We start from the raw sequence: 19711 nt of genomic DNA, 5'->3' as shown, positions 1-19711 counted from the left end.
ACTATGACTTTACAAAATAAAATCGACTTTGCATTAATTTTTAACGTATTAAACGCTAACCCAAATGGTGACCCTCTTAATGGCAACCGCCCGCGCACCGATTACGAGGGCTTTGGTGAAATTACCGATGTTTGTTTAAAGCGCAAAATTCGTGATCGTTTGCAAGAAGCGGGAGAAAGCATTTTTGTTCAATCGGATGAAAGGAAAACCGATGGCATGACAAGCTTACGCAACCGAGCTGAATCAGACGAGGTTGGTGTAGGAAAAGAGGCATTCAACAGTAAAAAAACGGCACCAAGTCAAGCCGCAAAATTATGTTGTGAAAAATGGCTCGATGTACGTGCATTTGGTCAAGTTTTTGCGTTTAAAGGAACAGGCTCGGATGGTGTGTCTATTCCAATCCGTGGGCCTGTTACGATTCAAAGCGCGTTTAGTATTGAGCCAGTGAGTATTACTAGCACACAAATTACCAAGAGCGTTAGTGGCGAAGGTGATGGCACCAAAAAATCATCAGACACCATGGGGATGAAGCATCGTGTAGATAAAGCCACCTATGTTGCTTTCGGTGCCATGACCCCTCAGTTGGCTGAGAAAACAGGCTTCAGTGATGAAGATGCAGAAAAAATCAAAGCGGTATTAGTTAAACTCTTTGAAGGTGATGCGTCATCAGCACGTCCCGAAGGTTCTATGGGTATTTCACATCTTATATGGTGGAAGCATGGCTCTAAGTCTGGTCAGTATTCTTCAGCAAAAGTGCATCAAACGCTAAGAGCTCATATTGAACAAGGTTTACCGCTTGAAACGACGGCGTTGAACGATTCACTGGTAAGCGCTTTACAAGGTCTAGAGCCAGAAGTGATCGAGGGTTTCTAATGATTGATGCTCGCCTAATCAACATCTCCGCTCTACAGCACTTTGCTTTTTGTCAGCGCCAATGCGCGCTGATCCACTTAGAGCAAGTGTGGCAAGAAAACTACCTAACGGCACACGGGCGGCAGTTACATGAGCGTGTGGATAATGGCGAGCCAGAAACTCGTAAAGGGGTGCGTTTTGAACGTGGCGTAGTGGTAACTGCGCCACAATTAGGCGTAACAGGCAAATTAGACTTATTAGAGCACCATAAACTCAGTAATCAATTTGTCCCCGTTGAATATAAACGAGGGAAGCCAAAAGCCAGCGATATCGACAAAGTACAGCTGTGCGCGCAAGCCTTATGCATCGAAGAAATGCTATCCGTTGAAGTCAAAAATGGCGCACTTTGGTATTGGCAAACGCGCAAACGCATTGAAATTGAATTCGATAACTCACTGCGAATGCAAACTAAAGCCTTGATTACCCAAATACAACAGTTGTTTGCAAACGGAAAAACACCTCCACCAACCAAAGGTAAACACTGTAAGGCATGTTCTTTAATTGAGATCTGTCAGCCAGATTTAACCAATAAAGATAGTTCAAGTGGTTACGTTGCCGGATTGTTTAATACGGAGGCGGAATGAAAAAACTGCAAAACTCACTTTATATCACCAAAGATGGCGTCTATTTACATAAGCAACGCGAAACTTTGTTGATTGAACAAAAAGTCGAGGGTGAAAAGCAAAAACTGATGCAGCTTCCTATTCATTCGATTGGTAGCATCTTTTGTTTTGGCAATATTATGGTTTCGCCGCAGTTACTTGGCTTTTGTGGTGAAAATGGTACACACCTCGCTTTTTTTGATATGCATGGCCGTTTTCTCGCCAATGTGGTTGGCAAACAAACGGGTAATGTATTGCTGCGTAGGCAGCAGTTTAATGTTCAGGAGCAAGCTGCAAATGAGCTTGCCAAGCATATTGTCGCCGCAAAAATACGTTCATCTCGCATGTTGCTTTTACGCTTTAGACGCAATCATAACAGTACGCCACAGTTAGAAAAAGCCATTGAGCGTTTAAAACAAATTATTGAGCAACTCAAGGGAGTGACTGGCTACGACACTATTTTAGGACTAGAAGGAGAGGCCGCATCACATTACTTCTCGGCGTTTGCCGACATGTTTAAAGGCAATGAAAGCAAACAGTTGTTTGATAAGCGTACTCGAAGGCCGCCTAAAGATCCTGTTAATGCGGTTATTTCACTGCTTTACTCTGTATTAGGGCAGGAGATCAGCGGGGCATTACAAGGAGTTGGCTTAGATCCTCAGGTCGGTTTTTTACACAAAGAACGGCCCGGCAGAAATAGCCTCGCCCTTGATCTTTTAGAAGAGTTTAGAGCTTACATTGTCGATAGTATTGCCTTAAAACTCTTTAATAATAAAAGCCTCACCACCAAAGACTTTGAGACAGATTGTCTTGGTGGAGTCACCATAAAAGACGACGCGCGTAAGCTGGTTTTTCAGGCTTACCAAGCTAAAAAACAAGAAGAAGTCATACACCCTTTTTTGCAAGAAAAGGTGCAAATTGGGTTATTACCGCATGTCCAAGCCATGTTACTAGCCCGGCATTTACGTGGTGATTTAGCCCACTATTCGCCATTTGTGATCAAAAAATAAGGAGCGAGCCATGATGGTTTTGGTCACCTACGATGTATCCTTTGCCAGTGATGATGGGCAAAAACGCCTCAGGCAGTTAGCAAAAGTCTGCTTAGACTATGGTATGAGAGTGCAATATTCAGTGTTTGAATGTGAAATAGACTCAACACAATGGTTAGAATTTAAAGATAAACTTTTATCTATTTATGATCCTGAAGTCGACAGTTTGCGTTTTTATAAGCTCGGTAAAAACTGGCAAAACAAAGTAGAGCACCATGGCGCGAAAGAAGCGATAGATATATTCAGAGATACCCTAATTTTATAATCGCTAGCCTTGGGTTCTCAGTAAAATACTGGGGATCTAGCGATGGCATAAGTTCTTTAAAAATAGAGCAAATATTTATTTTTATAGCTTCACTCAAAATAGTTTTCTTCTACCCAACAAAGTTAGCGGCAAACTATAATCTGTGCTAATTTATACCTGCCTTTCACAATAGGCAGTCGCGCCTCCCGCAGGCGCGTGGATTGAAACCAGCCTGGGGACGAATATGCGAATAAGCACCAGGTCGCGCCTCCCGCAGGCGCGTGGATTGAAACAGGGCCAGAGCGAAACAACCACGGCCACGCTTTGTCGCGCCTCCCGCAGGCGCGTGGATTGAAACAGGGCCAGAGCGAAACAACCACGGCCACGCTTTTAGTCGCGCCTCCCGCAGGCGCGTGGATTGAAACGTTGCATCTTTATCAGCGATAACGCGCTTCGCTTGTCGCGCCTCCCGCAGGCGCGTGGATTGAAACCATTGAAAACACATCAGCTTCGTCTAGATCTTCAGTCGCGCCTCCCGCAGGCGCGTGGATTGAAACTAGGTTATAGCGATGATGCAGAGCAAGCGCTAACATGTCGCGCCTCCCGCAGGCGCGTGGATTGAAACGGATCTAGCTTTAGTGTTCAAGAAGATATTCACTGTCGCGCCTCCCGCAGGCGCGTGGATTGAAACAGACGATGAGCAGACAATAATAAAACGCTCATGGGTCGCGCCTCCCGCAGGCGCGTGGATTGAAACTGTCCACCGTATCCGGCTGAGCACATCGTGTTCCGTCGCGCCTCCCGCAGGCGCGTGGATTGAAACAGATTACCCACGTTGATCAGGTGGGTGAAAGTGACGTCGCGCCTCCCGCAGGCGCGTGGATTGAAACTTATCAAAGCTGATACTGTAGTTGAGGACTTACGTCGCGCCTCCCGCAGGCGCGTGGATTGAAACAGCGCTGAATTCTTAGGGATGGCAAGATCTCGCGTCGCGCCTCCCGCAGGCGCGTGGATTGAAACTTGGTAGCAATAAGAATTTTATGGTTGAAGTAGAGTCGCGCCTCCCGCAGGCGCGTGGATTGAAACTGTAATCGCTGCAATGTACATCGCGTCTGCAATGGTCGCGCCTCCCGCAGGCGCGTGGATTGAAACCCCTACTCTTAATGCTGTTATTCTTTTTGTTGCGTCGCGCCTCCCGCAGGCGCGTGGATTGAAACCCAATCTTTAACTGAGCCGTACGTCACATCGCAAGTCGCGCCTCCCGCAGGCGCGTGGATTGAAACCGCTTGAATCTTTTTTGCTTTATAAATCCACAGCGTCGCGCCTCCCGCAGGCGCGTGGATTGAAACATTGAAAATACAGATGAATGAAACTTCAGGCAACGTCGCGCCTCCCGCAGGCGCGTGGATTGAAACAGCATATAAACAGCATCAGAAACACGTACCATCGTCGCGCCTCCCGCAGGCGCGTGGATTGAAACAGCATATAAACAGCATCAGAAACACGTACCATCGTCGCGCCTCCCGCAGGCGCGTGGATTGAAACTCGCAACCGCTATCAGTCAAGCTGCTTTAAGTGGTCGCGCCTCCCGCAGGCGCGTGGATTGAAACACATTTGACAGCTCACGAATCCCGTACTCTAAGTGTCGCGCCTCCCGCAGGCGCGTGGATTGAAACAACGGATCGGAATGGATGACTCCGGGGTTGCGTTGTCGCGCCTCCCGCAGGCGCGTGGATTGAAACATTTTTGTATCCTTGTCTTGTTGCTAAAGTTTCGTCGCGCCTCCCGCAGGCGCGTGGATTGAAACTTCTCTTTTATTCTCAGTTCTTCCAAAACCTACGTCGCGCCTCCCGCAGGCGCGTGGATTGAAATCCGCTCCGCGGGGGTAACTGGAATAATGGTTCGGGGCTCGCCTCCTACAGGTGTAAGATTTGATCGATGACGTGGCGGTTTTCCTCATGGCAATTTTGTGATGAGCGATTTTTTCGTCAATATAGTCACTTAAATCATGTTTTTATCGACTATATTAGAATTGGTTGTTATCCTGTAACGCTTCACATGGCGGTTAATATCATTAGGTGTGGGGCGATGGGATCACTGTTGGAAGTGAAGCAACTGAGTACGTATAGCCAACAAGGTTGGCAAGCATTAGTTACTGCGTCGTTTGAGGTTGATAAAAATGAATGTATCGCAGTTATTGGGCCGAACGGCAGTGGTAAATCGAGCTTACTTAAGTCGATTACTGGTGAATATTTGGCTGTTCAGGGTGAGTTACGTATTGATGGCCATAAACTGAGCGATTTATCTCTCCAACAAAAATCCAAATTAATTGCTGTAGTCGCACAAAATGATTACGTCGATCCTCGTTTAACGGTACGTGAATATGTTGGGCTTGGCAGAGTGCCTCATGCCTTTTGTTGTAGTGAGCGTACTCATTTGGCTGCAGTTAATCAAGCGCTAAATGAGGTAAGGCTGATCGATAAAAGTGAACGTAAAATAGGTTCACTGTCTGGTGGCGAGCAGCAACGCGCTAATATCGCCCGAGCCTTTGCCCAAGAGCCGAAACTTTTACTCCTTGATGAACCTACCAACCATTTAGATCCTTTAGCGCGTTTGGAATTGCTCGATCTGATTAAACATAAAGAAGTGGCCTGCATTGCGGTATTACACGATTTACAGTTGGTTGCTCCATTTGCCGATCGGGTCATTCTTATGGCGAATCAGCGTATGGTTAAGTTCGATAGTCCGACGGAAATCCTAAGTAATCAATATATCACGCCAACGTTTGGGTTAAATGTGCTGACTTTCCAACACCCATCTCTTCATAACGCAGTTCATCATTTCGAAGCCGCATCTTTATAGGCTATATTTTCAACAGGAATCAATTCATGAAATGGCACCTTGTATTTTCATTTTTACTCTCTATCACTGCTGCGCAAGCTGCAACAACGCATTACCCCGTGACGGTAGACAGCTGTGGGTCTCCTTTAACGATTGAAAAACGTCCAACTCATGCGGTGTTTCACGATATTAATATGACAGAAATGGCCTTTGCGCTGGGGCTGCAAGATGCCATGACGGGTGTCACGGGCATAACGGGATGGTATCAAATGTTACCGGAATTTAAAAAACAGTTAGGTGATATTCCGGAGCTGGCACCGAAAAATCCATCATTAGAGGTGTTGATGGCAGCAAATACTGATTTCTTCTTCGCGGGTTGGAATTATGGAATGAAAGTGGGTGGCGAGGTGACGCCTGAAACATTAGCTCCTTATGGTATTGATACCCTAGTGCTAACGGAAAGCTGTGTTCATATTCATCCGCAGCAGAGGAAGAGTGCCAGTATGGACTTGCTATATGGAGATATTTTGAAACTCGGCGTTATCTTTGACCGTCAAGATAAGGCCAATGCGCTCGTTGACGGCTGGAAGCAACGTATTGCTGCATTGCCTAAGCCAGCGGTTAATAGCAAAGCACCAAAAGTCTTCTTATACGACTCAGGTCAAGACAAACCGTTTACTGCGGGAAGATATGCCATGCCCGATGCTATGATTCAAGCCGCAGGTGGCCTCAATGTTACGCATGATATGGAGGCTAATTGGGCGACAACTTCTTGGGAAAAGGTGGCGCAGGCCAATCCAGATATTATCATTTTACTTTACTATCAAGGGGTTAGTGATGCGGATGTACTACAAGCATTTCTTGAACAGCACCCGCTAATGAAGTACACCAAAGCCGTTGAAAACAAACGATATATCAAGCTGAGATACGAGCAGTTAACGCCAGGGCCTGCGAATATCGCTGCCGTTGAGACAATGGCTCACGCCTTCTTTGCTCAATAAGTGGTTATAGCGAGTGATGAAAATAAACAGTTACTCACTAATGTGGTTGTTGGGAAGTGTGTTATTAGGCGTGACATTTTTATTGAGCTTGAGGTTCGGCTCAATAACCTTTTCTACGAGGCAGATTTGGCATGACATTCGCGCTATTGGCTCACAAGATATTTCAATGACGAGTCGAATTTTGCTTGATCTGCGTTTACCGCGAGCGCTACTTGCCATTGTTGCAGGTATTGGGCTCGCCATTGTGGGGGCATTACTACAAACGGCTACACGCAATGATTTGGCGGATCCATTTCTATTTGGTTTGTCCTCTGGCGCATCTGCTGGAGCGGTGTTTGTTATCATGCGATTGGGGGATGCTCTTGGGGTTTGGTCTTTGCCGATTGCCGCTTTTAGTGGGGGGCTAGTTTCTGCGGTCGCAGTGGTTATGCTGTTTTCGATGCAAAAAAAGCGCGGAAACGATAACTTAGTTTTATGTGGCCTTGCTATCTCTTTTTTATTTGGTGCTTTGACTAGCTTTCTTATTTATTCGGGCGATCAACGAGCCGCCAGTTCAATTCTATTTTGGACTATGGGTGGACTAGGCCTGGCTCGTTGGGATAATTTGATTTTTCCTTTAATGGGCGTTGCTGTTGTTGTATTGCTATCAATCAAACGCTATAGAGCGCTCGATACCTTGCTTGTTGGTGATCAAACCATTTACTCACTTGGTATGAATGTACATCGTTTACGCAGTGAAATATTCATTTGTTGCGCATTTTGTACTGCTGCGATTGTCGCAATAACAGGTGTCGTTGGGTTTATCGGCTTAATGGTTCCACATTTGATCAGACCCTTTTCGGGGATGACGCACCGACGTTCTCTACCGCTTATCGCACTTTGGGGGGCGGTAATGATGAGTCTTGGTGATGTGCTTAGCCGAACATTATTAGCACCACAAGAATTGCCAGTTGGGATAATTACCGCTGCGGTCGGTGGTTTGTTTGTTTTATATTTAGTTTGGAAGAAAGGTTAGGGGTAAAGAAAGAGATAAGGTGCTAGGGCGGTGATCAAGATTCACATCGCCACGCATAGATGGCTGACTCATACGTGAGCCTTGTATCACGATCAAGAAGGATATAAGGCTCACGCAGTTTCGCTATGTTCAGCGGTATATGTTCAGAGGTAATAGTTTAGCGGTAATAGCGCTTTAGAGCGATAAATACGCGAAAGGAATATCTGGGTTAATGGCTTCTAACGTTGCTTGGGTATCAGCCAAGTGGCTGATGGTGCCTTGTGACATCTCAATTAAAGCGGCAGCACAAATGTGTTCGAAAGCCTCTTTTGCCATGCGTAGTTGAATTAGTGCGACTTGCAAGGGGGGAAGGCTTGGATTAAATGCCGCATTTTCAGCATAAGCACCACTAAATTCTCGCCCTGACGTGGTGCGCAATGCTACACCACTTAAGTTATTTGTGTAGGGTGCGTGGCTGCGATTGAGAGCTTGTAAAGCGGTTTGCAGTAAAGGCTCATCAGTCTCAGTGAGTAACCCATGATCTACCTTTGACATCAGACCTGATTCAATGCCGAGATCTCGTGGGCCAAAAGATTCTGGTAAATAATACTGCAACGATTTTCCTTCACGTTCTGGAAGTTGAATAGTCAATGTTTGCGAAGTACTTAACTCATTCATAAATTGTCTGCAATGCCCACACGGACTGTAGTTGACCGTAATGTCGGTAATACCTAGCTCACCTTTCATCCAAGCATGGCTAATGGCGGCTTGTTCTGCATGAATGGTTTGGCCGAGCTGTACCCCAGACCATTCCATATTAGCTCCAAAATAAAGGCGACCACTGACTCCGCGTGCAATCGCACCAACATAAAACTGAGAAATAGGAACATAAGCATAGGCAGCAGCTACAGGCAGCAACGCAACCCTTAATTCAGCATCATTGAGCTGTGAAAGCGCAAGTAGCTGGTTAAATTGTTCGGCTGACAGCGTTGCATCGAACGCTTCACTAAGCACGATTGGTGAGAGATACGCGTTCACGGCAGCGGGCAGTTGTAACAATGCTTGTTCAATACGGCGATTCATAGTTTATCCTTATCCGTTTTTTGAACTTCATTCTAGTCAATTGACCGTTACTTACTGAGATCTACATCACTTATAATTATGTAATGATGTTTAATGTTTCATAATTAGAGTGATGTCACACATGGCGCAATCGCTCTCCTTGAACTGCGAGAGTTAACCATACCCAAACGACTCGATGCAGATAGGCGGCAAGTGAGTGATAAATTTGTTTGGAACAAATTTGAACAGCCGTAGGCTGGCTTTTGCTGAGAGCCACGGATGGCTCTCACTATCCTCATGAACATAGGCAAACGATGTGATTTGGGTGAACGAATGGTGATTGGGCTGAATGAAGGTAGTCAACACCGCTGCAGCTTCAAGTAGGAAGGGGATTCCCATAGATAAGCCACACACTAAATGCAAACAATGTTGGCGCAAGTATGGAGGTAATAATGCCACAAACAACGAGGGCGAGAGAGCTAAAGGCGGCATCTCGCGCATCTTTTTCCGCGCAGGAGGCTGTACCTAATGCATGAGAAACCGTGCCTGTGGTTAAACCTCTGGCTATAGGGTGAGTAATGTTAAGTAAGTTATAAATAGGGTAGGCGACGATAGCACCAAAAAGGCCGACCAGCAGTACAAGAATCGCTGCGATAGCGGGTTCACCTCCTAAGTTTTTCGCAACCTCCATGCCGATCGGTGTGGTGACCGATTTTCCCATTAAAGCTGCGACTAACGATGTGTCTGCTTGCATCGATAAGGCAATAAAGCTGGCGGTCAACATAGACATAATACTACCGACCCCGCAGGCCAACATGATAATACGCCAATTTGAACGAATTTGCGGGAGTTGTTCGTATAAGGGATAGGCTAAGGCAACCACGGCGGGTTGTAGCAGATCGCTGATCCAGTGGTTGTCGGCGTAATAGGTTTCAAAAGGAACCTGAAGGTAGATTAAACTGGGAATCAAAATAGCGATGCAGATTAATAGTGGGTTAGCTAAAGGGGTCTTACACTTTTGTGCTATCCAACGGGCAAAGAAAAAAACGATTAATGTGACAATTAACCACATTATTTCTCTCCTTTTTTAAGTGATCGGTCTAATACAAAACCAAGCGAAACCAATACAATCACGCTGCCTCCAATCGCACTTGCAAGGATCGGCCAAAGGTTATTGATTAAGACATCAAAGTGAACCATTAAACCAACGCTAATCGGAACAAAGAGTAAGATCATGTAGCGGATAAAAAGATGAGCACTGGGCCTTACCCAGTCGACCGGTACTAATCCACTGGCTAATAAGGCAAATAAAATGAGTAAGCCGATGATACTACCGGGAATGGCGATTCCCAACCAATGTTGTAACGTGATCCCAGCCCATAGGCAAAGAAAGATTAACCCCATAGAAACCAAATATTGAGCGGTTAATTTGAGGTAGTGATTGATAGTCTTCATGGTGAATTTCATTATTAATAAAGTGGGTTAGCAAGCGAGCGATTCTACATAGCGATACACGGATTTAAGAATGGCCATTTTTTTCTCATCACTTTGGTGCTCTTGCACTAAGTTTTCTAAATTAAGCATATAGTCTGGTAATCGTGTTTCAAAGTAGTCGCGGCAGTGATCAGCCCAGCGGCGCTGCTCGGTGTCACTGAGTGTCCACGGATAATGGCGGGCGCGATAGCGAAAAAGTAGTGGAGCAATCCGTTGGTCGCTAAACTCAATGTCTAAGCTACCTAGTAATTCCGGGTGACTTGAGCGAATAATCTCCATGGCTGCTTTATCCGTGGGAGAAAAGAACCCATCATATAATTGGCTATCAACATCGGAATTAGCAGGGAATTCTCGTTCAATGGCAAAGAGGGAGACCAATTTTTCTCGAATGTCAGGATGTTGACGAAGTAAGCTGAGGTTCGCTAAGCATTGTTTTCGATCAATGCCAATCACCGCCGCATTATCCGCGGTTAAGGTTTTCGCTGGGGCCAAAATGGGACACTTATTGAGATGAACGAGTTTGATGGGAACCGGTAATTCATCGGCGGCTAATGCTTCTCGTTTTGTATAAAGGCGTTGATGTAATTGCTCAGCGGTTAGCGTCAAAAGTGGTTCTGGATTTTTAGCTAAATCGACCACAATCACGGCGTTTTGGTTGGTTGGATGCCAGGCTATCGGAACCACCCAACTGGTGTATTGGCATTCTCGCCCCAACATGCCAGAAACATGCATTAAGGGGGTCATATTGACAATATCAACCAGATCAATCAGCTTACGCTTATGACGCATTGATAAAAAGTAATCAAATAGCTTAGGTTGTGCGGTTTTGATTTTTTTGGCAAGTTCAATGGTCGCAATCACATCACTCATCGCATCATGTGCATTCTCATGCTCAATGCCATTTTCTTTTGATAAATGTTCTAATTTAAAACTGGTAAACCCCTCTTCATTTTTTGGCCAGTTGATTCCTTCTGGACGTAACGCATGGCATGCCCGCATCACATCCAGTAAATCCCAGCGAGAGTTTCCGTTTTGCCAGCTCCAAGCATAAGGGTCAAAAAAGTTGCGATAACAAGTATAGCGCGTTACCTCATCATCAAAACGGATACTGTTATAACCGAGACTCGTGGTGTTAGGGGTGGCGAGTTCAGCGTAAATGCGAGCCATAAATTCAGGTTCGCTTATGCCTTCAGCCATCGCTTTTTGTGGTGTAATTCCGGTAATTAGCGCCGCTTCTGGGCCCGGTAAATAATCACAGGGTAATTGACAGTAAATCACTAAGGGATCGCCGATAATATTAAAATTCATATCGGTACGTACACCGGCAAACTGACAAGGGCGATCTTTCGCAGGGCTTGTTCCCCAAGTTTCATAATCAAAAAAGAAGAATGTGGGCTGGTGGTGTTGCATGTATGGTTGACCCAGTAACGAAGAGGAGGTGATGAGTATTAGAACATTCCGCTTAAGACATGGCAATGATTGGACTCGCTGACCTACATAAGTTTGGTGAAAAGAAACATAAGTTTGGTCAAAAGAAAACGCCAACCTGAGAGTGAGGTTGGCGGTGAGTATGCGAGACGTTAACGACTTAAGCTTGCTGTTGCTCCACTTGTGGCTCATGAACTTGATTCATTAAGCGGCTGGTTATCGTCCCCGCGGTCATCGAGCCTGAAACGTTCAATGCGGTACGCGCCATATCAATTAAAGGTTCTATCGAAATTAATAGCGCAGCAATCGTGACAGGTAATCCCATTGCTGGTAGTACAATCAGTGCAGCAAAGGTTGCACCACCGCCAATACCTGCGATACCGAAGGAACTGATGGTAATCATCGCAATTAAAGAGAGTACAAAATGGATATCGAGTGGGTTAATCCCCATTGTGGGGGCGACCATCACGGCAAGCATAGCCGGATAAATCCCTGCGCAACCATTTTGACCAATCGTGGCCCCAAACGAGGCAGAAAGGTTAGCGATTGCTGGTGGCACATTTAATTTTGTGATTTGTGCTTCAACATTGAGCGGAATTGTGGCCGCTGAACTCCGCGAAGTAAAAGCGAAGGTTAAAACTGGCCATATTTTTTGAAAGTAGGTTTTCGGGTTGACACCGACAAAAGCAACCAAAATACCATGCACAATAAACATCAAAGCAATGGCGATATAAGATGCGACGATAAAACCGAGCAAATTAAGAATATCGCTGGCGCTAGAGGTAGCGACGACCTTGGCCATCAGTGCAGTAATGCCGTAAGGCGTCAAGGCGATAATCATTTTGACTAACCGCATAACGACAGACTGTAGTGCATCGACAAATTGACGAATAGGTGCGGCAAGTTGTTCTTTTTCAAGCATAACTTTGCGTGCAGCAATACCAACTAATACCCCAAAAATGACCACGGCAATAATCGATGAAGAGCGTGCTTCGGTTAGGTCAGCAAAAGGATTCGTTGGGATAAAGCTCAACAGCATTTGTGGAATAGTTAAATCCGCCACCGTTGCCGCACGAGATTCTAATTGAGTCATGCGAGCGACTTCTCGGCTTCCTTCAGTGAGGCCTGCAGCGGTCAAGCCAAAGGCTTGCGTGACTAGAATACCAATGAGTGCGGCGATGGCGGTGGTAATCAATAAAATTGAAATAGTTAGTCCAGAGATCTTACCCAGTGAACCGCTATTTTCTAATTTCACCACAGCAGAAATCATGGAAACTAAAACTAATGGCATAATCACCATTTTTAATAGTCCGACATAGCCACTACCTACGATAGCAATCCAAGCGAGAACTTGATTGATGATTGGGCTGTTCTCACCAAAGATGAGCTGTAGAGCCAGTCCGAATAAGCTACCAAGCACAAGGCCGAGTAAAACAATTCGAGAAAGGGAATAGGCTTTTTTCTGTTGGCTGAACAGGAACAGCAAAATACCGGCAAACACCGCCAGCATGGCGATAGCTGTAACTGACATAATAAATATCCTTAAAATGGCATCAGAGATTAGAATAAAAAACGCAGGCAGGATAGCGTGTTAACGCTGATAGGCAAAAGACAAAAACAGTATGATTTAGAACAAATGGTTATCTAACTTAGCGCTTTGTTTACATTGGCAACATTGTGAAGGTGAATTATACGTTTTATTGGTATTTCTGCAGCATATGATGCATATCTTGCGAATGTAAAATAGTAATACGTTGATCGGAATAATCAAATAATTGATAAAGCATGGCTTGAGCGACTCGTTCTGCCTCAATGGGAATAAGATTTTTAAGCCGCCCGAATAAGAAAAAACGCCCAATCTGCATAACGCGTTGGAGCCAAATTTCATTTTGTCTGGATTCTTTTCGTTGACCTTTTAGTGGGCCGGGACGCACAAAGGTCACTTGCTCAAATCCTTGTCGTCGAATGGTTTCTTCCATCCGGCCTTTGCATCGTAGGTAATTTGATCGTGAGGTCGGGTTGGCACCATAACTAGACACCACCGCGAGCCTGCTGACACCTAATATCTTCATCGTTTGTGCCACGTGGCAAACTAAATCAAAATCAATTTTTTCTAATGCTTGTTGCGAACCCGCTTGTTTAAGAGTGGTGCCCAGCGCGATCACCCCATGCGTTGGACGAGGTTGGTTTTCATCCCACTCCGTCATGCTTAGGTTGGTATCCACCCATTCGATTAATTTGGGATGTGGTTGGTTAGCAGCGCGTCGTGTCAGCGAATAGACTTGTTGGATAGACGGTTGTGCCAGTAATTGTTGCAGGGCACAACCGCCAACTAAACCGGAAGCTCCGGCAATCATGACAATAGGGTTACGAGTCGATGAATGCATTTTTTAGCCACTGAACCAAAATGTTAATGCAAGTGAGGATAGCATGGATTTGATTGAGTGGATGAGGGGGCAGCGCAGATTGTGACAGACAAAGCATAGCATCAATAGGCGATAACGAGTAGACTGCTTTAACTCACTTTTTTATGGGCTTATGGATTAGCAATGTCTTACCTTTTCAAACAGTTAGATCTTTCATTTCAACATCAAATCACTCAGCGTATTGCGCAAAAAACCAAGCCATTGGGATCATTAGGCCAGCTTGAATCCCTGGCTTATCAGCTGGCGTTAATTCAGAGCCAAGGTAAAAAACAAGCGGTTGACACCATCATTCTCAATACTCCGAGCGTGGTTGTTTTTGCTGGTGACCATGGGATTGCCGATGAAGGGGTTAGCATTGCGCCCAGTGCTGTCACTCACCAAATGGTGGTGAATTTTCTCTCGGGTGGTGCAGCGATTAACTGTTTTTGTCGAGCGAATGATGTGCAGATAATGGTGGTGGATTGTGGCATTTTGCTACCCATTGAAACCGAACATTCTCACTTGGTGGTACAGCGTTTAGGCGAAAGAACCCAGAATTTTGTTCAGCAAGCTGCCATGACGCCGCAACAAGTTGAGCAAGGTCTAGAATACGGCCAGCAGTTAGTGATGAAGGTGATTCATGCTGGCTCGAACTTGGTTATGTTTGGCGAAATGGGTATTGCTAATACCAGCAGTGCTGCAGCATTGTTGGCCGCGTTATCAGGGCTTCCGAGTGAAACCTGTGTAGGAATGGGGACGGGAATATCACCAGAACAGTTTGAGAAAAAGCAGATGCTTATTGATCAATCCGTATTGCGTTGCCAAGCAGTAATGGGTGATCAAAAACGCGATCCTAAGCAAACTCTAGCTCAGTTGGGGGGATTTGAAATTGTGCAAATGGTTGGTGGCTTTTTAGCTGCCGCTCAGCACAATACCCCAGTCATCGTTGATGGATTCATTGCGACGGTCGCGGCGTATGTTGCCACCTTGCTTAACCCAAGTTGTCGGGATTACATGATTTTTGCTCATCGCTCTCATGAGTCAGGGCATCAAGCAGTATTACAATTGCTTGAGGCGAAACCCTTGCTGGATTTAGGATTGCGGCTTGGGGAAGGAACAGGGGCGGTCTTGGCGGTGCCTCTGCTTCGTGCCGCGGCAGAGTTTTATAATACGATGGCTAGCTTTGAACAAGCCGGAGTGACGGTGTAATGTTTTACCGTATGCAATATCAATGGCATCTGTTTTTATTGGCAGTCAGTTTTTTTTCTCGGTTGCCTATACCGAAATCGCTGCCCTACAGTGCGGTTCGAATGAATCAAGCGGGGCGATATTTTGCGCTAGTAGGTTTATTACTCGGCGGTTTATGTGCGTTAAGTTATACGGTGTTAAGTGGACTATTTCCGAGTGAAATCAGCTTGTTTTTAACCATGATGCTGAGCTTATTATTGACGGGTGCTTTTCACGAAGATGGGTTAACCGACATGGTCGATGGTATTGGTGGTGGTATGACCACGGAACGTCGACTATTAATCATGAAAGATAGTCGTATTGGAACCTACGGGGCAACGGCATTGATTATGGCATTGTTGGGAAAATATTTATTCCTTTTTACCCTGCTACAACAGATGTCATTAGTTCCCGTCTGGTTACTTGGCTACAGCTTAAGCCGAGCGATAGCGGCGAGCTTTATTTATGATCTACCTTATGTCAGCGAGCCTGATAGCAGTAAAAGTAAGCCGCTAGCCCGCAAACAAAGTCGTAGTGAGTTAGTGATCTTACTGATTACTGGAGCATTGCCTGCATTCTGGTTTAGTATCGAAGTGATGGTTGGCTTGTTTTTACTTGTCGGGCTATTCCGAGTGAGTTTTAAGGCTTGGCTGATTAAACGGCTTGGCGGATTTACTGGCGATTGTTTAGGGGCGGCGCAACAGATTATGGAGTTAGCGATTTATCTATTGTTGATCGCTTATTGGCAGCAAGGTATTCAAGTGTTAGGAAGTGTACCGTGGCTATTCAACTGATCTTAGGTGGAGCAAGAAGTGGCAAGTCTCATTATGCAGAGCAGCAAGCTCAGTTGTGGCTTGCAGAGCATCCATCCTCTCAACTTCATTATGTGGCAACGGCAACCGCCTGTGATTTGGAGATGCAAGCACGTATCGCGCATCATCAGCAGCAACGTGGTCAAGGTTGGCAAGAACATGAAGAACCTCTCGCTCTGGCTCAATTATTCACCCAGTTTAGTGAGCATGATATTGTGCTGGTTGATTGCCTGACTTTATGGCTTAACAATGTTATTTATAATGCTGGGCAGGCACTCAACAAGCAACAAATAGAACAGCAAGTCGAACAACTCCAAACCTCGCTTACACAGAGTAAAGCTAAGATCATACTGGTTTCCAATGAGGTCGGGATGGGCATTGTACCACTAGGTGAAGTCTCACGTTTATTTGTCGATTATGCAGGCTGGATGAATCAAGCCATAGCGAAAGTTGCCCAGCGAGTGGTTTTTATCTGTGCCGGGCTACCTTTAATATTAAAGGATGAGTGATGTATTCTATTTATCTTCTTCGTCATGGAAATACGCTTGGGCCAGCTGCATTAAATGGCCGTACCGACGTTGGAGTGGCAGATAAAACACAGCAATTGATGGCTAAACAGCTTGAGTCTTTACCCTTTACAACGGTGGTAACATCACCTTTGCGTCGTTGTGCTGATTTATCGGTACAACTTAAAGCTCTACGGCCAGAGTTGAAGGTGATAATTGAGCCGGCATTTCAAGAACTTGACTTCGGTGAATTTGATGGGCGAACTTTTGATGAGTTATCTCAGCAGTGGCCTTTGTTAGAAGCATTCTGGCAAGATCCAGCACAGCATATGCTGCCCGGTGCCGAACCGTTATCACAGGCTTATCATCGAGTCAGTCACGCTTGGCAATGGTGGGTGAACCAATGTAATGAGAATTGCTTGATGATTCTGCATGGGGGGACGATACGTTTATTATTGGCGAATATTTTGCAGGTTAATTGGCAAAATCCACGTTGGTATTCTTCATTATCGATTGCCAATCAATCGATCACTCAACTCACGGTTTTCCCTGGTGAGCCACCGCTGGTGAAGGTCAACAATATTGGTGTAGCATTATCCGCGAATAGGCATCATCGCTGAGTTTCAGACATAATTTTTCGCCGTAGAAACGAAGGTAGTGATAGAGTCTTAGCTTAAGTTAGTGATAGAATTCGCGCGGTTGAATTGCTCGTATTAATAATTTATAAATCTATGAATAAATGGCTTTTATCTTGATAAGTGCGATCCTCTCAACATAAATTGGCTGAACATTTCTTTACCATACCGCTGTGTAATAAAGGAGTAGCACATGACGAAGTCCCTCTTTCGCCAATCTTTTCTTTCCGACAGTCTTGATCTTGAACAGCCAGTTTTACGTGGTGCATTGACGCTTGATTCTGGAGTGACAATTAAGTTACATGGGCGCGGTTTAGTTGAAGTTGTGCCTGCGCGGAGCGATGCACAAACGAAACATCTTATTGTTTCTTGTGGGATTCATGGTAATGAAACCGCGCCAATGGAGTTAGTTGATAAACTGTTAGACGATCTGATCAGTGGTTTTCAACCGGTCAACGAACACTGTTTATTTATTCTTGCGCATCCAGAAGCCGCTCAGAGGCAGGCCCGTTTTATTGAAGAGAATTTAAACCGTTTGTTTGATGATAGACCGCACCCTAAAACGCAAGAAAGCGCGCTTGCGGAACGTTTAAAGGCAACGGTAGCTGACTTTTATGCTGGGACAAAGCCAGAGCAGCGCTGGCATTTGGATCTACATTGTGCGATTCGAGGCTCTAAACACTATTCTTTTGCGGTGAGTCCTAAAACTCGCCACCCTGTACGTAGCCGAGCATTGATGGGCTTTATTGAACAAGCACATATTGAAGCGGTGATGCTTTCTAATGCACCATCGAGTACGTTTAGCTGGTTTAGTGCAGATTATTTTGCGGCACAAGCAATGACCATTGAACTAGGTCAAGTGGCTCAATGGGGAGAAAATGATCTTTCTCGCTTGGTGGCTTTTGAGCTTGCGCTGCGTGATCTTGTTGCAAGAGAGCGGCCTGAGCATTTACCTAAAAAACCGGTCATATACCGTGTGAGTCGAACCATTGTTCGTTTACATGATGATTTTGATTTTCGGTTTGGCGAAGAGGTTGAAAATTTTACTGCCTTTATGCACGGTGAAGTTTTTGGTCACGATGGCGATAAACCGTTGATGGCGAAAAACGAAGGCGAAGCGATCGTTTTCCCTAATCGTTACGTTGCTATTGGTCAGCGAGCGGCTTTGATGGTGTGCAAAGTCGATACCCGTTATGAAGAGGATCAATTAGTTTACGACTAAGCAAATGTCTTGAGCTTGACCCTTGATGACGGTAAGGTTAACCCATTCTCGTCAAAGCCTTTGATCTTTCAATGCAATTTAGTCAGCTCATCCAACAAAAACAGCGTCGTTGGTACCATGCTTTATGGTTGATGCTATGTGCCTTAATATTCAGTAGCGCCGTTTATACGATGGTGGGTGAGGTTTGGATTTGGCCATTGGCTTCCCATACGCCGTTAGAGCAACAGCTCGTTGTTGAGTTAAGATTACCGCGCTTATTGGCTGTTATTTTGATAGGTGGTGCATTAGCGCTATCGGGGGCTACTTTACAAGTTTTACTTGGGAATGTGCTGGCAGAACCGGGCATTCTGGGCATTTCGGGCGGCGCGAGTGTCGCCATGGTTGTGGTACTCTTCTTTTTCCCCTTGCTAGCGACGCCGCCGGTATTCATGGTTGCCGCCGTTATCGGCTGTTTGCTGTTTACTTTATTGCTTGTCATGCTGGCTAAAACTACCCATTTAACGACAACACGTTTGCTCTTGGTTGGGGTTGCGCTTGGCATTTTGTCGGGTGCAGTCGTCACGTGGGCCTTTTATTTTAGTGATAACTTAAGTTTAAGGCAGTTAATGTATTGGTTGATGGGCAGTGTCAGTGGTGTCAGCTGGTATCAGCATAGCTTGTCATTATTTGCATTACCTGTGATGGCATGGTTAATGTTACAAGGACATCAGTTAGATAAACTGATGTTAGGTGAAAGTCATGCCAAGCAGTTAGGTATAGATGTGCTGGCGCTACGCTGGAAACTGATTTTTGCTGTGGCTATGTTAGTGGGAGTCAGTGTTGCGCTTGGCGGTGTGATTGGTTTTGTCGGTTTAGTCGTCCCTCACTTATTACGGTTACTCTTGGGGAGTGAAAATCGGATGCTGCTCCCCCTTGCTGCAATTGGAGGCGCATTATTACTGGTCTTGGCCGATATGCTAGCGCGTATGATACTAGGGGGGGCAGAACTACCGCTCGGGGTCGTCACAACCACACTTGGTGCGCCGATTTTTATCTGGATGCTAATCAAAAACCATGATTCAAATTAATAGCTTACAAGTAGGAATGCGTTTGCTTCCGCTCTCTTTTCAATGTGAAAGAGGAGAGGTCTTACATATAATAGGGCCGAATGGCAGTGGTAAAAGTACTTTACTGGCAGCATTAGCGGGAATGTTAGAAAGCCAAGGAGAAGTGCTATTTGATGATACACCGCTTTCTCAATTCTCTCTTTCTGAGCTTGCATTACAGCGTGCCTATCT

General features: G+C 45.4%; 20 protein-coding genes and 1 CRISPR repeat array. Of the genes, 14 read left to right on the top strand and 6 right to left on the bottom strand.

Features of this window, described 5'->3' with window-relative positions:
* Positions 1-3 precede the first annotated feature (3 nt).
* The 7 genes from cas7c to B7C60_RS16240 all read left to right on the top strand — a co-directional run bounded on the left by cas7c (position 4) and on the right by B7C60_RS16240 (position 7664).
* On the top strand, positions 4-873 hold the full coding sequence (gene cas7c / locus B7C60_RS16270) for a type I-C CRISPR-associated protein Cas7/Csd2 (protein ID WP_099612544.1): 870 nt from the start codon (positions 4-6) through the stop codon (positions 871-873).
* On the top strand, positions 873-1496 hold the full coding sequence (gene cas4 / locus B7C60_RS16265; RefSeq protein WP_099612543.1) for a CRISPR-associated protein Cas4: 624 nt from the start codon (positions 873-875) through the stop codon (positions 1494-1496). The genes cas7c and cas4 overlap by 1 nt, the downstream gene beginning before the upstream one ends.
* Entirely contained in the window at positions 1493-2524 is a 1032-nt protein-coding gene (cas1c, locus tag B7C60_RS16260; RefSeq protein ID WP_099612542.1) for a type I-C CRISPR-associated endonuclease Cas1c, read from the top strand. The genes cas4 and cas1c overlap by 4 nt, the downstream gene beginning before the upstream one ends.
* A gap of 10 nt (positions 2525-2534) precedes the next feature.
* On the top strand, positions 2535-2828 hold the full coding sequence (gene cas2, locus B7C60_RS16255) for a CRISPR-associated endonuclease Cas2 (protein ID WP_099612541.1): 294 nt from the start codon (positions 2535-2537) through the stop codon (positions 2826-2828).
* A 175-nt stretch (positions 2829-3003) separates the two neighbouring features.
* A CRISPR array of direct repeats spans positions 3004-4679; the repeat unit is 32 nt; unit sequence GTCGCGCCTCCCGCAGGCGCGTGGATTGAAAC.
* Between the two features lie 216 nt (positions 4680-4895).
* Positions 4896-5669, top strand: a complete 774-nt coding sequence (locus B7C60_RS16250; RefSeq protein ID WP_099612540.1) for an ABC transporter ATP-binding protein — start codon at positions 4896-4898, stop codon at positions 5667-5669.
* Between the two features lie 26 nt (positions 5670-5695).
* Positions 5696-6649 carry an ABC transporter substrate-binding protein gene (locus B7C60_RS16245; RefSeq protein ID WP_099612539.1) on the top strand — a complete coding sequence of 318 codons (954 nt, stop codon included), beginning with the start codon at positions 5696-5698 and terminating at the stop codon, positions 6647-6649.
* A gap of 16 nt (positions 6650-6665) precedes the next feature.
* Positions 6666-7664 carry a FecCD family ABC transporter permease gene (locus tag B7C60_RS16240; protein ID WP_099612538.1) on the top strand — a complete coding sequence of 333 codons (999 nt, stop codon included), beginning with the start codon at positions 6666-6668 and terminating at the stop codon, positions 7662-7664.
* Positions 7665-7838: 174 nt separating this feature from the next.
* Here B7C60_RS16240 and cdd read toward each other — a convergent pair whose 3' ends face one another.
* The 6 genes from cdd to B7C60_RS16210 all read right to left on the bottom strand — a co-directional run bounded on the left by cdd (position 7839) and on the right by B7C60_RS16210 (position 14014).
* Complete coding sequence (gene cdd, locus B7C60_RS16235; protein ID WP_099612537.1) at positions 7839-8726, bottom strand: cytidine deaminase; 888 nt, start codon at positions 8724-8726, stop codon at positions 7839-7841.
* A gap of 355 nt (positions 8727-9081) precedes the next feature.
* Entirely contained in the window at positions 9082-9777 is a 696-nt protein-coding gene (locus B7C60_RS16230; protein WP_099612536.1) for an LrgB family protein, read from the bottom strand.
* Entirely contained in the window at positions 9777-10160 is a 384-nt protein-coding gene (locus B7C60_RS16225) for a CidA/LrgA family protein (protein ID WP_106426907.1), read from the bottom strand. Before B7C60_RS16225 ends, B7C60_RS16230 begins: the two co-directional genes overlap by 1 nt.
* Positions 10161-10187: 27 nt before the next feature.
* Complete coding sequence (gene sbcB / locus B7C60_RS16220; protein ID WP_099612535.1) at positions 10188-11609, bottom strand: exodeoxyribonuclease I; 1422 nt, start codon at positions 11607-11609, stop codon at positions 10188-10190.
* Positions 11610-11787: 178 nt separating this feature from the next.
* Positions 11788-13158 (bottom strand): L-cystine transporter, encoded by a 1371-nt coding sequence (locus tag B7C60_RS16215; protein WP_099612534.1) that lies wholly within the window; start codon positions 13156-13158, stop codon positions 11788-11790.
* Between the two features lie 166 nt (positions 13159-13324).
* Positions 13325-14014, bottom strand: coding sequence for an NAD(P)H-binding protein (locus tag B7C60_RS16210; RefSeq protein ID WP_099612533.1), 690 nt, complete (start codon positions 14012-14014; stop codon positions 13325-13327).
* 162 nt (positions 14015-14176) lie between these two features.
* On the opposite strand from B7C60_RS16210, the gene cobT reads away from it, so the two are divergent.
* The 7 genes from cobT to B7C60_RS19800 all read left to right on the top strand — a co-directional run.
* Positions 14177-15241, top strand: coding sequence for a nicotinate-nucleotide--dimethylbenzimidazole phosphoribosyltransferase (gene cobT / locus B7C60_RS16205; protein ID WP_099612532.1), 1065 nt, complete (start codon positions 14177-14179; stop codon positions 15239-15241).
* Positions 15241-16053 carry an adenosylcobinamide-GDP ribazoletransferase gene (locus B7C60_RS16200; RefSeq protein ID WP_099612531.1) on the top strand — a complete coding sequence of 271 codons (813 nt, stop codon included), beginning with the start codon at positions 15241-15243 and terminating at the stop codon, positions 16051-16053. Before cobT ends, B7C60_RS16200 begins: the two co-directional genes overlap by 1 nt.
* Positions 16038-16580 carry a bifunctional adenosylcobinamide kinase/adenosylcobinamide-phosphate guanylyltransferase gene (cobU, locus tag B7C60_RS16195; protein ID WP_099612530.1) on the top strand — a complete coding sequence of 181 codons (543 nt, stop codon included), beginning with the start codon at positions 16038-16040 and terminating at the stop codon, positions 16578-16580. Before B7C60_RS16200 ends, cobU begins: the two co-directional genes overlap by 16 nt.
* Complete coding sequence (locus B7C60_RS16190; RefSeq protein ID WP_099612529.1) at positions 16580-17197, top strand: histidine phosphatase family protein; 618 nt, start codon at positions 16580-16582, stop codon at positions 17195-17197. Before cobU ends, B7C60_RS16190 begins: the two co-directional genes overlap by 1 nt.
* A gap of 208 nt (positions 17198-17405) precedes the next feature.
* Positions 17406-18434 (top strand): succinylglutamate desuccinylase, encoded by a 1029-nt coding sequence (locus B7C60_RS16185; RefSeq protein WP_099612528.1) that lies wholly within the window; start codon positions 17406-17408, stop codon positions 18432-18434.
* A gap of 71 nt (positions 18435-18505) precedes the next feature.
* Complete coding sequence (gene btuC, locus B7C60_RS16180) at positions 18506-19501, top strand: vitamin B12 ABC transporter permease BtuC (protein ID WP_099612527.1); 996 nt, start codon at positions 18506-18508, stop codon at positions 19499-19501.
* On the top strand, positions 19488-19711 hold a 224-nt coding region (locus B7C60_RS19800; RefSeq protein WP_157928719.1), incomplete at its 3' end, for an ATP-binding cassette domain-containing protein. The genes btuC and B7C60_RS19800, both read left to right, overlap by 14 nt.

The organism is Vibrio fujianensis, from assembly GCF_002749895.1.
GTDB classification, from domain to species: Bacteria; Pseudomonadota; Gammaproteobacteria; order Enterobacterales; family Vibrionaceae; genus Vibrio; species Vibrio fujianensis.
This window is presented reverse-complemented; position numbering and strand designations above follow the sequence as displayed.

Bases quoted from the DNA above. Each gene is read 5' to 3' on its own strand.
- B7C60_RS16210 (WP_099612533.1), bottom strand. From the start codon at position 14,014: ATGCATTCATCGACTCGTAACCCTATTGTCATGATTGCCGGAGCTTCC.
- B7C60_RS16230 (WP_099612536.1), bottom strand. From the start codon at position 9,777: ATGTGGTTAATTGTCACATTAATCGTTTTTTTCTTTGCCCGTTGGATA.
- B7C60_RS16250 (WP_099612540.1), top strand. From the start codon at position 4,896: ATGGGATCACTGTTGGAAGTGAAGCAACTGAGTACGTATAGCCAACAA.
- sbcB (WP_099612535.1), bottom strand. From the start codon at position 11,609: ATGCAACACCACCAGCCCACATTCTTCTTTTTTGATTATGAAACTTGG.
- B7C60_RS16215 (WP_099612534.1), bottom strand. From the start codon at position 13,158: ATGTCAGTTACAGCTATCGCCATGCTGGCGGTGTTTGCCGGTATTTTG.
- B7C60_RS16240 (WP_099612538.1), top strand. From the start codon at position 6,666: ATGAAAATAAACAGTTACTCACTAATGTGGTTGTTGGGAAGTGTGTTA.
- btuC (WP_099612527.1), top strand. From the start codon at position 18,506: ATGCAATTTAGTCAGCTCATCCAACAAAAACAGCGTCGTTGGTACCAT.
- cas4 (WP_099612543.1), top strand. From the start codon at position 873: ATGATTGATGCTCGCCTAATCAACATCTCCGCTCTACAGCACTTTGCT.
- B7C60_RS16190 (WP_099612529.1), top strand. From the start codon at position 16,580: ATGTATTCTATTTATCTTCTTCGTCATGGAAATACGCTTGGGCCAGCT.
- B7C60_RS16225 (WP_106426907.1), bottom strand. From the start codon at position 10,160: ATGAAGACTATCAATCACTACCTCAAATTAACCGCTCAATATTTGGTT.
- B7C60_RS16245 (WP_099612539.1), top strand. From the start codon at position 5,696: ATGAAATGGCACCTTGTATTTTCATTTTTACTCTCTATCACTGCTGCG.
- B7C60_RS16200 (WP_099612531.1), top strand. From the start codon at position 15,241: ATGTTTTACCGTATGCAATATCAATGGCATCTGTTTTTATTGGCAGTC.
- B7C60_RS16185 (WP_099612528.1), top strand. From the start codon at position 17,406: ATGACGAAGTCCCTCTTTCGCCAATCTTTTCTTTCCGACAGTCTTGAT.
- cobT (WP_099612532.1), top strand. From the start codon at position 14,177: ATGTCTTACCTTTTCAAACAGTTAGATCTTTCATTTCAACATCAAATC.
- cas2 (WP_099612541.1), top strand. From the start codon at position 2,535: ATGATGGTTTTGGTCACCTACGATGTATCCTTTGCCAGTGATGATGGG.
- cdd (WP_099612537.1), bottom strand. From the start codon at position 8,726: ATGAATCGCCGTATTGAACAAGCATTGTTACAACTGCCCGCTGCCGTG.
- cas1c (WP_099612542.1), top strand. From the start codon at position 1,493: ATGAAAAAACTGCAAAACTCACTTTATATCACCAAAGATGGCGTCTAT.
- cas7c (WP_099612544.1), top strand. From the start codon at position 4: ATGACTTTACAAAATAAAATCGACTTTGCATTAATTTTTAACGTATTA.